The sequence below is a fragment of the Geodermatophilus sp. URMC 64 genome, from assembly GCF_053502555.1.
The window spans coordinates 3,826,659-3,840,604 of the sequence record NZ_CP199955.1 but is presented as its reverse complement, the minus strand read 5'-3'; the positions used below and the strand labels follow the sequence as shown (position 1 = coordinate 3,840,604).

The following is a 13,946-nucleotide window of genomic DNA, read 5'->3' as shown; positions in this document are numbered from 1 at the left end:
TTCCTCTCTCTGCGCCGCCCAGCCGGGTAGTTGGACGTCCTAGCAGTTCTCCCGTAACTTACATGGACGTCCTACTAGTTCTCCGCCAGGGAGTGGCATGACCGGCGCGCCGTCCGACCTGCACGTCCCCGTCCACCCGGTCCGGTTCGTCACCGCGGCCAGCCTGTTCGACGGGCACGACGCCGCGATCAACGTGATGCGGCGGCTGCTGCAGGCGCAGGGCGCCGAGGTCATCCACCTCGGCCACGACCGGGGCGTCGACACGATGGTGCGCGCGGCGATCGAGGAGGACGTCCAGGGCGTCGCGATCTCCTCGTACCAGGGCGGGCACGTCGAGTACTTCAGCTACCTGGTGGACCGGCTCGCCGCGGCCGGTGCCGGCCACGTGAAGGTGTTCGGCGGCGGCGGGGGCGTCATCGTCCCCGAGGAGATCGCGCTGTTGCGCGAGCGCGGCGTCACCATCTTCTCGCCGGAGGACGGCCAGCGGCTCGGCCTGCCCGGGATGATCAACCAGCTGATCCGGGAGTGCGACGCGGACCTCACGCAGGCGCAGCCCGACGTCGAGGCGCTGCTCGCCGGCGACCCCGCCGCGCTGGCCCGGGCGCTCACCGTGCTGGAGTCGGGGCGCTCGCCGGAGCTGGCGGCGCGGCTGCGGGAGGCGGCCGCCGGGCGCACCGTGCCCGTGCTGGGCATCACCGGGACCGGCGGCTCGGGCAAGTCGTCATTGACCGACGAGCTGCTGCGGCGACTGCGGCTGGACCAGGAGGACAAGCTGCGGGTCGCCGTCCTGGCGATCGACCCGACCCGGCGCCGCGGCGGCGGCGCGCTGCTGGGCGACCGGATCCGGATGAACGCGCTGGAGACCGGCGACCGCGCCCGGACGTTCTTCCGCTCGCTGGCCACCCGCACCGCCGGTGCGCAGGTGCCCGAGCACCTCGACGACATCCTCTGCGCGGTCAAGGCCGCCGGCTTCGACCTGGTGGTCGTCGAGACCCCGGGCATCGGCCAGGGCGACGCCGGCATCGTGCCGTTCTCGGACGTGGCGCTCTACGTCATGACGCCGGAGTTCGGTGCCGCGTCGCAGCTGGAGAAGATCGACATGCTCGACTTCGCCGACGTCGTGGCGATCAACAAGTACGAGCGCCGTGGGGCCGAGGACGCCCGCCGCGACGTCGCCCGCCAGCTGGTCCGCAACCGGCAGGAGTTCGGCGTCCCGTGGGACCGGATGCCGGTGTTCGGCACCAGCGCCGCGCGGTTCAACGACGACGGCGTCACCGCGCTCTACCAGCAGCTCAAGGACCTGCTGGTGGCCAAGGGGCTGCCGGCCGGGGCGGGCGTGCTGCCGCGGGTCGACGTCCGCGCCTCCTCGGGCCTCACCAGCGTCGTCCCGTCGGCGCGGTCGCGGTACCTGGCGGAGATCTCCGATGCCGTCCGCGGCTACCACCGGACGACGGAGGCGCAGGCCGACGTCGTGCACCGGCGGCAGTCGCTGCGCACCGCGGCCGGGCTGCTGGGGGACGAGCCGGCGGCCGCCCGCGTGCGCGAGCTCGAGGCGCAGGCGCACGGCGAGCTGCTGCCCGAGGTGCGCGAGCTGCTGGAGTCCTGGCCGGCCCGGGTCGAGGACTACTCCGGCGACGAGTACGTCTACCGGGTGCGGGACAAGGAGATCCGCACCCCGCTGACCCGCGAGACCCTCTCGGGCAACAAGGTCCGCCGGGTGGCGCTGCCGCGCACCCGCGACGAGGGCGACCTGCTGCGGTTCCTGCGCCGGGAGAACCTGCCGGGCTTCTTCCCGTTCACCGCCGGGGTGTTCCCGTTCAAGCGGGAGGGCGAGGCGCCGGCGCGGATGTTCGCCGGCGAGGGCGACGCCTTCCGCACCAACCGCCGCTTCAAGCTGCTCTCCGCCGGCGGCGAGGCCACCCGCCTGTCGACGGCGTTCGACTCGGTGACGCTCTACGGCCGCAACCCGGACCTGCGGCCGGACATCTACGGCAAGGTCGGCACCTCGGGTGTGTCCATCGCGACGCTCGACGACATGAAGGTCCTCTACTCGGGCTTCGACCTCTGCTCGCCGACCACCTCGGTGTCGATGACCATCAACGGCCCGGCGCCGGCGATCCTCGCGATGTTCCTCAACACCGCGATCGACCAGCGCCTCGACGCCTTCCGCGCGGAGGAGGGCCGGGAGCCCGACGCGGCCGAGGCCGAGGAGATCCGCGCCTGGGTGCTGGCCAACGTCCGCGGCACGGTGCAGGCCGACATCCTCAAGGAGGACCAGGGCCAGAACACCTGCATCTTCTCCACCGAGTTCGCGCTGCGGGCCATGGGCGACATCCAGCAGTGGTTCATCGACCACCAGGTGCGCAACTTCTACTCGGTCTCCATCTCCGGCTACCACATCGCCGAGGCCGGGGCGAACCCGATCAGCCAGCTGGCGTTCACGCTGGCCAACGGCTTCACCTACGTCGAGTCCTACCTGGCCCGCGGCATGGACATCGACGACTTCGCGCCCAACCTGTCCTTCTTCTTCTCCAACGGCATGGACGCCGAGTACTCGGTGATCGGCCGGGTGGCCCGGCGCATCTGGGCCGTGGCGATGAAGGAGAAGTACGGGGCGGGGGAGCGGTCGCAGAAGCTGAAGTACCACGTGCAGACGTCGGGCCGGTCGCTGCACGCCCAGGAGATGGACTTCAACGACATCCGGACGACGCTGCAGGCCCTCTGCGCGATCTACGACAACGCCAACAGCCTGCACACCAACGCCTACGACGAGGCGGTGACCACGCCCAGCGCCCAGTCCGTGCGCCGGGCGCTGGCCATCCAGATGATCATCGACAAGGAGTGGGGCCTGGCGGGCAACGAGAACCCGCTGCAGGGCTCGTTCGTCATCGAGGAGCTCACCGACCTGGTGGAGGAGGCGGTGCTGGCCGAGTTCGACCGCATCGCCGAGCGGGGCGGCGTCCTCGGTGCGATGGAGACCGGCTACCAGCGCGGCCGCATCCAGGACGAGTCGATGCTCTACGAGCACCGCAAGCACGACGGCAGCCTGCCCATCGTCGGCGTCAACACCTTCCTCGCCCCGGACCAGGACGAGGAGCCGCGGACGGTGGAGCTGGCCCGCGCGACCGAGGCGGAGAAGCAGTCCCAGCTCGACCGGCTCGCCGACTTCCACGCCCGGCACGCGGACGAGGCGCCCGCCGCGCTGGCCCGCCTGCAGGCGGTCGCGATGGAGGGCGGGAACGTCTTCGCCGAGCTGATGAACGCCGTCCGGGTCTGTTCGCTGGGACAGATCTCCGACGCGTTCTTCGAGGTCGGGGGCCAGTACCGCCGCAACGTGTGATCGACGACCTCGGCCACCCGGTCGTCCTCGGGGGCCCGCCGCGGCGAATCGTGTCACTCGTGCCGTCGCTGACCGAGGCGCTCGCGGTCACGGTGCCCGAGCGGCTGGTGGGCGCGACCGACTGGTGCACCCACCCGGCCGGGCTGGACGTCGTCCGGGTCCGGGGCACGAAGAACCCCGACCGGACGGCGATCCTCGACCTCCGCCCGGACCTCGTGGTGGCCAACCGCGAGGAGAACCGGCGCCTGGACGTCGAGCGGCTGCGGGCCGCCGGCGTGCCGGTCTGGGTGACCGTCATCGAGTCCGTGGACGAGGCGCTGCGATCGATGCGGCGGCTGTTCGCCGACGTCCTCGACGTCGGCGAACCCGGCTGGCTGGCGACCGCGTCCGCCGAGTGGAGCCGGCCGGCGCCGCGGCCGGAGCTGCGGGTCGCCGTCCCCATCTGGCGGGATCCCTGGATGGTGGTCGGCGCCCGCACGTTCACCGGCGACCTGCTGACCCGGCTCGGCCTGGTCAACGTCTTCGGCTCGGGGGAGGAGCGCTATCCGCGGGTGGAGCTCGAGAGACTGCAGGGGGCGGGGGCCGACCTGGTGCTGCTCCCGGACGAGCCCTACGTCTTCACCGCCGAGGACGGTCCGGAGGCGTTCCCCGGCCAGCGCACCGTCCTGGTCTCCGGCCGGCAGCTGACCTGGTACGGCCCGTCGCTGGCGACCGCCCGGACCGACCTGCTGCGGCAGATCCGCGGCGGCTGAGGCGCCCTGCCGCTACCGGGCCAGGCGCAGCGCCGGCGCGGCGGGGGCGGCGGCCGGGCGGTCGGCGGCCGCCGCGCCTCCAGGCAGGAGGACGAGTGCGGGACGGGCGCCGGTCGTGGGGGAGTCGCCGAGCCTGGGCCGCAGGGACGCGTTCGCGTAGTCGGCGGGCAACCGGGTGCACTCGTCGCGGGGCTGTGGCGGGGCTGCCGGAGCGTCGACGTCCTGCGCCAGGTGGACGTAGAGGATGCCGTCCGCGGGGTCGTAGGTCCTCATCTCGTCCTCGCCCTTCTCCCCTGATCCGCCGGTGAGATCCGGACAGGCACAGCGTGGCCCTCGGGTACGACAGAAAGCAGACCTGATGCGGGGGATGGCACGCGCCCACAACTGGGGGTCCGGGCGTGGCCGGGTCGCCGAACCGTCCTGGGCGTCCGGTCGTTGGGTGACCGAGCGTGAGATCCGGGACAGAATCGGTTCTCGCCCCGGCGTGAGGACTCCCGATGGACGGTCTGTCTGACGAGAGGATGCTCGCCTGCCCGCGGCGCGTCGGGGCCGGCGTCCCGTGACCCCGCCCATCTCGCGCCGCGAGATCCGCTCGGCCCGCTTTCCCCAGGGGCTGCCGGACCGGTGCGACGACACGGTCGTCGAGGCGTTCGACGACGCATGGCTACTGCTCGAGCAGACCGGCACCGGCTACCGGGTCCTCGGCGTCGCGGAGGACTACGAATCGGCCCGGGCCTGGTTGATCGCCCCCGAGGAGGCCTGACCCGCGGACACGGCGGTCAGGGCAGGACGTTCATCGCGCGCAGCCGGGCCACGATCTCCTCCGCCGCCTGCTCCTGCGTCGTCGTCGTGGTGTCGATCCGGATCTCCGGGTGCTCGGGCGGCTCGTACGGCGAGTCGATGCCGGTGAAGTTCGTCAGCTCCCCGCGGCGGGCCTTGCCGTAGAGCCCCTTGACGTCGCGCTGCTCGGCCACTGCCAGCGGGGTGTCGACGAAGACCTCGCAGAACTCGCCCGGGCCGACGAGATCGCGGGCCATGCGGCGCTCGAGACGGAACGGGGAGATGAAGGACACGAGCACGACCAGCCCGGCGTCGACCATCAGGCGGGCGACCTCCGCGACCCGGCGGATGTTCTCGACGCGGTCGGCAGCGGTGAAGCCGAGGTCCTTGTTCAGCCCGTGCCGCACGTTGTCGCCGTCCAGCAGCGTGGTGTGCACGCCCAAGGCGTGCAGCCGCTTCTCCAGCAGGTTGGCGATGGAGGACTTCCCGGCGCCGGAGAGGCCGGTGAACCAGACCACGCAGGGCCGGTGGCCCTTGAGCGCGGTGTGCGCCTCCTTGTTCACGTCCAGCGCCTGCCAGTGGATGTTCTGCGCGCGGCGCAGCGCGAAGTGCAGCATCCCGGCGCCGACGGTGGCGTCGGTGAGCCGGTCGATGAGGATGAAGCCGCCGGTGTCCCGGTTCTCGGCGTAGGGGTCGAAGGGGATCGGCCGGTCGAGGTTGAGGTTGCAGACGCCGATCTCGTTGAGCGCCAGGGTGGGCGCCGCGGCGTGCTCCAGCGTGTTGACGTCGACGCGGTACTTCGGCCGCCCGATCGAGACCGGCACGGTGGCCGTGCCGAGCTTGAGCAGGTAGGGGCGGCCGGGGAGCATCTCCTGCTCGGCCATCCAGACGACGTGCGCCTCGAACTGGTCGGCGGCGGCGGCCGGTGACTCGGCGGCGCAGAGCAGATCGCCCCGGCTGACGTCGATCTCGTCGGTCAGCGTGATGGTCACGGCCTGTTCGGCGATCGCCTCCTCGAGGTCGCCGTCCATCGTGACGATCCGAGCGACGGTGCTCTCCTGACCGGACGGAACCACCCGCACCCGGTCGCCGACCGCCACCCGGCCGCCCACGACGAGCCCCGCGAACCCGCGGAAGTCGAGATGGGGCCGGTTCACCCACTGCACCGGCATCCGGAACGGGCCGTCCTGCGCGGAGCGGCCCACCGGCAGGGTCTCCAGACAGCCGATGAGCGTCGGCCCGTGGTACCAGGGGGTGTGCGGGCTGGGCTCGGTGATGTTGTCGCCGCGCAGGGCCGACATCGGGATGCAGACGACGTCGGTCAGCCCGAGCTGGGCGGCGAAGGCGCGGTAGTCGGCCTCGATGGACTCGAAGACCCGCTGCGAGTAGTCGACCAGGTCGAGCTTGTTGACCGCGACCACGACCTGCCGGATGCCGAGCAGCGAGACGAGGTAGCTGTGCCGGCGGGTCTGGGTCAGCACGCCCTTGCGCGCGTCGATGAGGATCACCGCCGCCTCGGCCGTCGACGCCCCGGTCACCATGTTGCGGGTGTACTGCTCGTGACCCGGGGTGTCGGCGACGATGAACTTGCGCTTCTCGGTCGCGAAGAACCGGTAGGCGACGTCGATGGTGATGCCCTGCTCGCGCTCGGCGGCCAGGCCGTCGACCAGCAGGGCGAAGTCCAGCTCGCCGCCCTGGGTGCCCACCTTCTTCGAGTCCGCCTCCAGCGCGGCCAGGTGGTCCTCGAACACCAGGTGCGACTCGTAGAGCAGCCGGCCGATCAGCGTGGACTTGCCGTCGTCGACGCTGCCGCAGGTGATGAACCGCAGCATGCTCTTGTGCTGGTGAGCGCGGAGGTACGCGTCGACGTCCGCCGCGATCAGCGCGGTGTCTCCCCCCACCCCCCCAGCTGTCATCAGAAGTAGCCCTCCTGCTTCTTCTTCTCCATCGAGCCGCTGGAGTCGTGGTCGATCACCCGGCCCTGCCGCTCCGACGTCGTGGTCAGCAGCATCTCCTGGATCACCGCGGGCAGGGTGTCGGCGGTGCTCTCCACGGCGCCGGAGAGGGGGTAGCAGCCCAGGGTGCGGAAGCGGACGCTGCGCAGCTGCGGCTCCTCGCCGGGGAACAGCGGCATCCGGTCGTCGTCGACCATGATCAGCGCGCCGTCCCGCTCGACGACCGGGCGGGGCGCCCCCAGGTACAGGGGCACGATCGGGATCTGCTCGAGCAGGATGTACTGCCAGACGTCGAGCTCGGTCCAGTTCGACAGCGGGAACACCCGGATGTTCTGGCCGTTGCCGTGCCGCACGTTGTAGGTGCGCCAGAGCTCCGGGCGCTGCTGCTTCGGGTCCCAGCGGTGCTGCGCCGTCCGGACGGAGAAGATGCGCTCCTTCGCCCGGGACTTCTCCTCGTCCCGGCGGGCGCCGCCGAACGCGAGGTCGAAGCCCCACTTGTCCAGCGCCTGCTTGAGCCCCTGGGTCTTCCACATGTCGGTGTGCACGGCCGACCCGTGGGTGAACGGATTGATGCCGAGCTCGAGGCACTCCGGGTTCTGGTGCACCAGCAGCTCGAGGCCCAGCCGGGCCGCCGTCTTGTCCCGGAACTCGTACATCTCGCGGAACTTCCACGTGGTGTCCACGTGCAGCAGCGGGAACGGCGGGGGAGAGGGGTGGAAGGCCTTCCGCGCCAGGTGCAGCATCACCGAGCTGTCCTTGCCGATGGAATAGAGCATCACCGGGCGCTCGCTCTCGGCGACCGCCTCCCGCAGGATGTGGATGCTCTCGGCCTCCAGCCGCTGCAAGTGCGTGAGCGTGCCGGTCACGACTCCTCCCGGGCCTGCTGCTGGTCGCCGAGAACGGTCAGGACCCGATCCGCCAGCTCCGGCCGACAGACGAGGAGGTCGGGCAGGTAGGGGTCGGCCTGGTTGTAACGCAGCGGCGCCCCGTCCAGCCGGGAGGTGTGCAGCCCGGCTGCCCGAGCGACGGCGACCGGAGCCGCGGAGTCCCACTCGTACTGCCCGCCGCCGTGGACGTACAGGTCGACCTCGCCCCGGATCACCGCCGCCACCTTGAAGCCGGCGGAGCCCATCTCGACCAGGTCGGCGCCCAGCGCCCGGGCCACGGCCGTGGCGACGGCCGGCGGCCGACTGCGGCTCACCGCCAGGCGCAGAGGGCGGCGCTCGTCACGCTCCGGGACCGCCGGCGGCGGGTCCGAGGCGAGCACCATCTCCAGCCCCGGCAGCGCGACGGCGCCGGCGACCAGGTCGCCCCGCTCCCACAGAGCGACGTGCACGGCCCAGTCGGCCCGACCCTCGGAGAACTCGCGGGTGCCGTCCAGCGGGTCGACGATCCACACCCGGGCCGCCTCGAGCCGGGCGCGGTCGTCGGCCGCCTCTTCCGACAGCACGGCGTCCCCGGGGCGAGCCGCCGCCAGGCCCGCGGCGAGGAGGGCCTGCGCCTCGGCGTCGCCCCGCTTCCTCAGCTCGTCCGGTGTCAGGCCGGCCGGGTCACGGCGCAGGTGCTGCAGCCGGCTCCCCGCGTCGCGGGCGAGCGCGGCGGCCACCTGCACGTCGGAGAGCGCGGGCACGCACGCCGCGTCGTCGGCCGCCGGTCGGGCGCTCATGCGACCGAAGGTACGGAAGTCCCGGCGGATGCTGAAGGCCGCGGTGCGCCGGTCATCGGAGCCGGGTGCGCGCGGGGCCACCCCGGAGCCGGCGCTGCCAGGGGCGCGGCGGTTCCCCGAGGCGGCCGCGCAGCCACGCCCAGGCGAGTGTGCCGGCGACCACCGCCGTGCCGACGATGACGAGCACCAGGCCGGTCGGGACGCCGAGCAGCTTGAGCCCCGACGCCAGCAGCACGACCGCGAGCGCCCTGCGGACCAGACCCCCGCGCGATCGGGACGAGAGCCGTGCGCCCAGCCAGACCCCCGGGATCGCCCCGACCAGGACGCTCACGGTCAGGCCCAGCGTGAAGTCGCCGAACAGGAGGTGACCCACCGAGGCGGACGCGACCAGGGGCACGGCCTGGACCAGGTCGGTGCCGACCAGCTGTCCCGCCCTCAGCCTCGGGTAGAGCAGCAGGAGCGCGACGATCATCAGCGATCCGGCGCCGACCGAGGTCATGCCCACCACCAGCCCGCCACCGGCGCCGACCAGCACGGTGGCCAACCGGCGCACCGGCACCGTGGCGATCGCCTGCTCGGGCTCCGGCTGCCCGCCCGCCCGGCGCAGGCGCTGCCGGAGCAGCAGGTGGAGGTAGGCCTTGGCGACCATGCCGGCCGACGCCAGGACGAGGACGCCGCCGATCACGAGCAGCAGGATCTCCGTGAGCTGCTCCCCGGAGCCGAGCGTGCGCAGCAGGAGCACTCCGCAGAAGGCGCCGGGGACCGAGCCCACGCACAGCCAGCGGACCAGTCCCAGGTGCACCGTGCCCCGCCGCAGGTGCACGAGCCCGCCGATCGGCTTCATGAAGAAGCTGGCGACGACGTCGCTGGACACCGCCGCCAGCGGGTTGACGCCGAAGAACATGATGAGGACGGGCGTCATCAGCGCCCCGCCGCCCATGCCGGTCAACCCCACGACGACGCCCACGAACAGGCCGGCGGTCGCGACCGCCGGATCGCAACAGTCCACGCGCCCTCCTCGGAACGCGCCGGGACGTTACAGCGTCCGGGTGCGCCGAGGGCCCGCCATGCGGGGGGTCATGGCGGGCCCTCGGTCCGTCCGGTCCGCCCCGTGACGGGGTGGACCGGTCGGTCTGTGCGGCTACGGCGCCGCGGGGGTGACGGTCACCGGCGCGGACGACGGTCCGGTGCCGGAGCTGTTCACCGCGCGGACCCGCACCGTGTACCGGGTGCCGTTGATCAGGTCCGTCACCACCGCCTTCAAGGTGTCCGGGGTGGCCGTGGCCCGGAAGACCGTGCCGGCCGGGTCGACCGCGGTCACCAGGTAGCGGATCAGCGGCGAGGTGCCGGTGCTGGCAGGTGCCACCCAGGTGACGCTGGTCTGCCCGTCCTCGACGGTGGCCTGGACACCGGTCGGGGCGCCGGGCAGCGAGGCCGGGTCCGGCGTGGTGCCGCCGGAACCGCCGCCCGGGGTGGCCGGACCGGCCAGGATGGTCACCGGCAGGCTGGCCGTGGTGCCGGCGGCGTCCTTGACCGTCACCGTGGCCGGCGGGGCGAGCACCGGGGTGCTCACCGGCGCGGCCGAGGTCAGCTTCACCGCGGTACCGGCGTTCTTGAGGCCCACGACCTCGAGGGGGTAGCTGGCCGGCGCGACGGCCGTGGCCGCCACGGTGAGGTTCGTGCCGTCGTAGGTGGCCTGGTTCACCGTGATGCCGCTGATCTTGTAGGTCTTCGAGCTGACCGGGCTGTCCCCGGTGTTGCGCACGGTGACCTCCGTGGGGAGGGCCGCGCCGGCCTGCAGCGGGACGCGGGCGTAGAACCGGTCGCTGCCGGGGTCGTTCTTCATCGGGGTGGTGGGGAAGCGCCCGTCCTGACCGGCCACCTCGAGCTGCGTGCCCTTGCTGGTGGCGAACACGTCCAGGAAGCCGCCGTTGACGGCGGCCCGGTCGACGGTCAGGCCGGTGTTGGTCGCGATCTTGCCGGAGATGCTGAACAGGTCGGTGGTGCCCTCCTGCAGGTCGCCCTGCCAGGCGGTGAACCGGTTGTAGCTGAACGGGCTGCCGGTGACCTGGTGCGGCACGGCCGGGTCACCGACGTAGCCGGCCGGCGGGTTGGGCAGCACGGTGGGCCGCCAGCGCAGGAACGGCCCGAGGTTGCCGGCGAGCGGGGTGTCGAAGTTGTTCAGGGCCGGCGTCTTGTCCTCGACGAAACGGCCGCGGCCGTCCCCGTCGGTGTCGACGGTCAGCTCGCCGAACGGGTGCTTGAACTTGTAGGTCGTACCGGGGGCGGCGTTCCGGACGTCGACACGGACGCGGGCGAAGACGGTCTGGTCGCCGGCGCGGACCGCCTCGTTGAGCCACGCGCCCTCCAGGCCGAGGACCAGCGTGGCCGTACCGCCGCCGCGCAGGGTCACGTCGGCCTCGACCAGCTGGTAGAAGAACTCGGCGGGGAAGTTGGCGGGGAACGACACGGGCGCGCTCGGGTTGGGCACCTCGGCCACCGGGATGCCGCAGAGCGGGTTCAGGTGGTCGACGCAGGCCTCCAGCCGCAGGCCCTTGTTGTCCTGGTACCACGCCGGGAACCCGTACGCGGGGTTCACCGGGCCGGCCTCCGTGAGCCCACCGGGGTTGGTCACGGTGATCTCCGTGGCCGCGTTCGACGTCGTCGCCAGGCCCAGCGGCAGCAGGGTCGCGGCCAGGAGGAGGACGACGAGGCGGCGGTACCGCGCGGAGATCCAGCTCCGGCGTCGTGCGTGGGATGGCATCGGATGCTCCGTATCAGCTGGTGCGGCCCCCGTCACCGAAGCAGTGACGGATCTTGGAACGACTGTCGTGCGCAGGGAGAGGTGCGGGGCAGCCGCGCGTGGGGGTGGCGCGGCCGCCCGATCCGTGGGGTCGGTGGCGCGGTCCGGCTAGCCGAGGACGCCGGTGAACCACAGCGCCCAGGCGAGGCCACCGAGGGCGAGCAGCCCGTTGACCGTGTACCGCCGCCACCTGGCCGGCTGGAGGGCGGTGAGCGCGGCGATCAGGAGCGCCTCGGCGGCGACGGTCACCGGGCCGAGGAGCCCTGGCGCGTGCCGAACCGGCGCGACCTCGCCGGCCATGGCGACCGGACCGGACCGGACCGCGATGCCGGTCGAGTAGTCGACCCCGGTGACCGGATCGATCCCCGGGTCGTGGTTGGAGGCGGCGTGGGCGCTGCCGTGTCCACCGGCGGCGTCGGTGACCGCGAAGGCGTCGAGCAGGCTGGTCGTGTAGGCCACGAGGTAGAGGCCGATCAGCGCCACGGTGGCGACCAGGGCGAGGGTGACCAGCCGGCGGTCGGGCCGGAAGCCGGTCCAGCTGGTCATGAGCAGCCAGCCCGCCAGACCGAGCTGGGCGGCCGCCGTGAGCAGGAAGAAACCGACCGCCAGCTCCCCGGCGCCCAGGTGGTCGACCGCCACGGCGACGTGCAGACCGCCCGCGGCCCCGGCGCCGAGCGCGCCGATCCGCAGCCACCGGGACAGGGCCGCGCCGTCGCCTGCCTCGGTCCCCGGAGCGGACGGCGTCCGCTCCGGGGTGATCACCGACGCGGTCACGCCGTACCGCCGGAGGTGGTCGTCGTGGTGTCCGACACGGGCGGGGTGACCGGCTCGCTCGTCGTGCCGGTGCCCGTCGTCGAGGTGCTCGTGCTCTCGGACGACGTCGAGGTGCTCGTGCCCTCGGGAGCGACGGGCGCTGCCGCCGGCGGGACCGGCTGGACGTCTGCCGGCAGCTCCCCGGTCAGCTCCGGGGCGGGCAGCGGCTGCGGCGGGGCGCTGTTGATCGAGTCGCAGTCGATGCTGTGATCGCCCACCTGGTACTGGAACATCATGTCGTGGTCTTCGTGCGAGAGGTTGTGGCAGTGGATCATGTAGCGCCCCTCCTCGTGCTCGAAGCGCATGAGCAGGCGGACGGTCTCGTTCTCGCCGACGTAGACGACGTCCTTCGGGCCCTTCTCCTCGGGCCGCGGCGGCGCGCCGTTGCGGGTGAGCACCCGGAAGTCGATCAGGTGGATGTGCAGCGGGTGGAACCAGCCGCCCGAGTCGTTCGTCACGTCCCAGATCTCGATGTCGTCGCGCTTGGGGTTGGCGAAGACGTACTCGTACTTGGACTGGACGACGTCGTCCCAGGTGAGGTCGTTGATCTTCCACATGCTGTTGCTCCGGTGCAGCCGCATGCTGCGGACCGCGGTCCGGTCGGCGGCCTTGAGCGTCATGACCGGGTGCGCCGGGCCCAGGGCGCTGGGCCACTGGTTGCCCTCGAAGCTCGTGACACCCTTGCCGACCTCGAACTGCATCACCTTGCCGGTGTGCTCGAAGTCCACGGCGTTGGCGACGCCGTCGTTGAGCAACTGGACCTTGGTGCCCTTCAGCGGCGCGAAGTCCACGATGATCTCGTAGCGTTCCGCCATGCCGATGGTGAGGGTGGTGACCTCCTGCGCGGTCTGCATGAAGCCGCCGTCGGTCGCGATCACCTTGAACGACATGTTGTTGCTGAACCGGAGCTTGTAGCCGCGCGCGAGGGTGCCGTTGAGGATCCGGAACCGGTACTTGCGCGGCTCGACCTTCATGTTCGGCCACGCCACCCCGTTGACCAGGTTCACGTCGCCGTAGACGCCTGACTGGCTGCTGTCGTCGAACAGCAGCTGGCCCTCGGCGGTGAACGAGACGTTGCCGAGGATGAGCGGGAACTCGTACTGCGGCTTGCCCGCCGCGGCCTTGTCCCGGTCCCACCTGGGGATACCGAGCGCCTTCTCCAGCTCCTCGTCCACGAGGTGGTACTGGGCGGCCAGGCCCATGTAGACGTTCTCGGCGGTGTGGTGGACGCCGTGGTCGTGGTACCAGAGGGTCCGCGGGGTGGCGTTGTTCGGGTACTGGTAGTTCTTCCACTCGCCCGGGTTGGTCAGGTCGGCGGCGTACCCGTCGTACTGCGGCTTGGACGGCGAGCCGTGCAGGTGCAGGGACGTCCACGGGATGTAGCCGAGCGTCGGGTGGCGCTTCGGCAGGTCGTTGATGACCTGCACGACGGTCCGGCGGGGGATCTTCTGGCCGGGGTTGTCCGGGTCGGGCTGCAGGTAGGTCCGGATGGTGGGGCCCGGGACCGAGCGGTTGTAGCCCCACATCTTCGTCCAGATGCCCGGGATCAGCTGGACCTGGACGTTGCCTTCGGTGATCCGGTAGTAGTCGGTGCCGAGATAGTCGGAGCCCGTGATCGGCTCTCCCGGGAAGTGGTCATCGCCCGGCGCGGGGACGTAGTCGGCGGGGACATATCCGTAGACGTTGCTGCGGATGTCGTCCCGCCTGACCGGCTCCAGCACGGACGGCGCCTTGAAGTTCGCCGTGAACGGCGTGGGCATTTGGCTCGCCGGCAGCTGGGACGCCGTCGCCGCCTTCAGGACCCCCGACAGGGGAAGGGCCATTGCTGCCGTCCCCG

The 13,946-nt window shown here is 72.0% G+C and carries 11 protein-coding genes; 3 read left to right on the top strand and 8 right to left on the bottom strand.

Annotation, left to right across the window (positions count from 1 at the left end):
* Positions 1-97 precede the first annotated feature (97 nt).
* A complete protein-coding gene (gene icmF, locus ACWIYF_RS18705; RefSeq protein ID WP_448624334.1) occupies positions 98-3,340 on the top strand; it encodes a fused isobutyryl-CoA mutase/GTPase IcmF in 3,243 nt (1,080 codons plus the stop codon).
* Positions 3,337-4,092: a helical backbone metal receptor gene (locus ACWIYF_RS18700; RefSeq protein ID WP_448624333.1), complete on the top strand. Its 756-nt coding sequence runs from the start codon at positions 3,337-3,339 to the stop codon at positions 4,090-4,092. Before icmF ends, ACWIYF_RS18700 begins: the two co-directional genes overlap by 4 nt.
* Positions 4,093-4,104: 12 nt before the next feature.
* Here the strand turns inward: ACWIYF_RS18700 and ACWIYF_RS18695 are convergent, their stop codons facing one another.
* Positions 4,105-4,365, bottom strand: a complete 261-nt coding sequence (locus ACWIYF_RS18695) for a hypothetical protein (protein ID WP_448624332.1) — start codon at positions 4,363-4,365, stop codon at positions 4,105-4,107.
* 286 nt (positions 4,366-4,651) lie between these two features.
* Here ACWIYF_RS18695 and ACWIYF_RS18690 point away from each other — a divergent pair, with 286 nt between their 5' ends.
* Entirely contained in the window at positions 4,652-4,855 is a 204-nt protein-coding gene (locus ACWIYF_RS18690; RefSeq protein ID WP_448624331.1) for a hypothetical protein, read from the top strand.
* 16 nt (positions 4,856-4,871) lie between these two features.
* Here ACWIYF_RS18690 and cysN read toward each other — a convergent pair whose 3' ends face one another.
* The 7 genes from cysN to ACWIYF_RS18655 all read right to left on the bottom strand — a co-directional run bounded on the left by cysN (position 4,872) and on the right by ACWIYF_RS18655 (position 13,932).
* Complete coding sequence (gene cysN, locus ACWIYF_RS18685; protein ID WP_448624330.1) at positions 4,872-6,788, bottom strand: sulfate adenylyltransferase subunit CysN; 1,917 nt, start codon at positions 6,786-6,788, stop codon at positions 4,872-4,874.
* Positions 6,788-7,693 carry a sulfate adenylyltransferase subunit CysD gene (gene cysD / locus ACWIYF_RS18680; protein ID WP_448624329.1) on the bottom strand — a complete coding sequence of 302 codons (906 nt, stop codon included), beginning with the start codon at positions 7,691-7,693 and terminating at the stop codon, positions 6,788-6,790. Before cysD ends, cysN begins: the two co-directional genes overlap by 1 nt.
* Entirely contained in the window at positions 7,690-8,493 is an 804-nt protein-coding gene (locus ACWIYF_RS18675) for a 3'(2'),5'-bisphosphate nucleotidase CysQ (protein ID WP_448624328.1), read from the bottom strand. Before ACWIYF_RS18675 ends, cysD begins: the two co-directional genes overlap by 4 nt.
* Positions 8,494-8,545: 52 nt before the next feature.
* The gene (locus tag ACWIYF_RS18670; RefSeq protein ID WP_448624327.1) at positions 8,546-9,502 is read right to left on the bottom strand and encodes a sulfite exporter TauE/SafE family protein; all 957 of its coding nucleotides are present in this window, start codon (positions 9,500-9,502) and stop codon (positions 8,546-8,548) included.
* A 132-nt stretch (positions 9,503-9,634) separates the two neighbouring features.
* Positions 9,635-11,257 carry a fibronectin type III domain-containing protein gene (locus ACWIYF_RS18665; RefSeq protein WP_448624326.1) on the bottom strand — a complete coding sequence of 541 codons (1,623 nt, stop codon included), beginning with the start codon at positions 11,255-11,257 and terminating at the stop codon, positions 9,635-9,637.
* Positions 11,258-11,404: 147 nt separating this feature from the next.
* Positions 11,405-12,070 (bottom strand): hypothetical protein, encoded by a 666-nt coding sequence (locus tag ACWIYF_RS18660; RefSeq protein WP_448624325.1) that lies wholly within the window; start codon positions 12,068-12,070, stop codon positions 11,405-11,407.
* Complete coding sequence (locus tag ACWIYF_RS18655; protein WP_448628768.1) at positions 12,067-13,932, bottom strand: multicopper oxidase family protein; 1,866 nt, start codon at positions 13,930-13,932, stop codon at positions 12,067-12,069. Before ACWIYF_RS18655 ends, ACWIYF_RS18660 begins: the two co-directional genes overlap by 4 nt.
* Positions 13,933-13,946 lie beyond the last annotated feature (14 nt).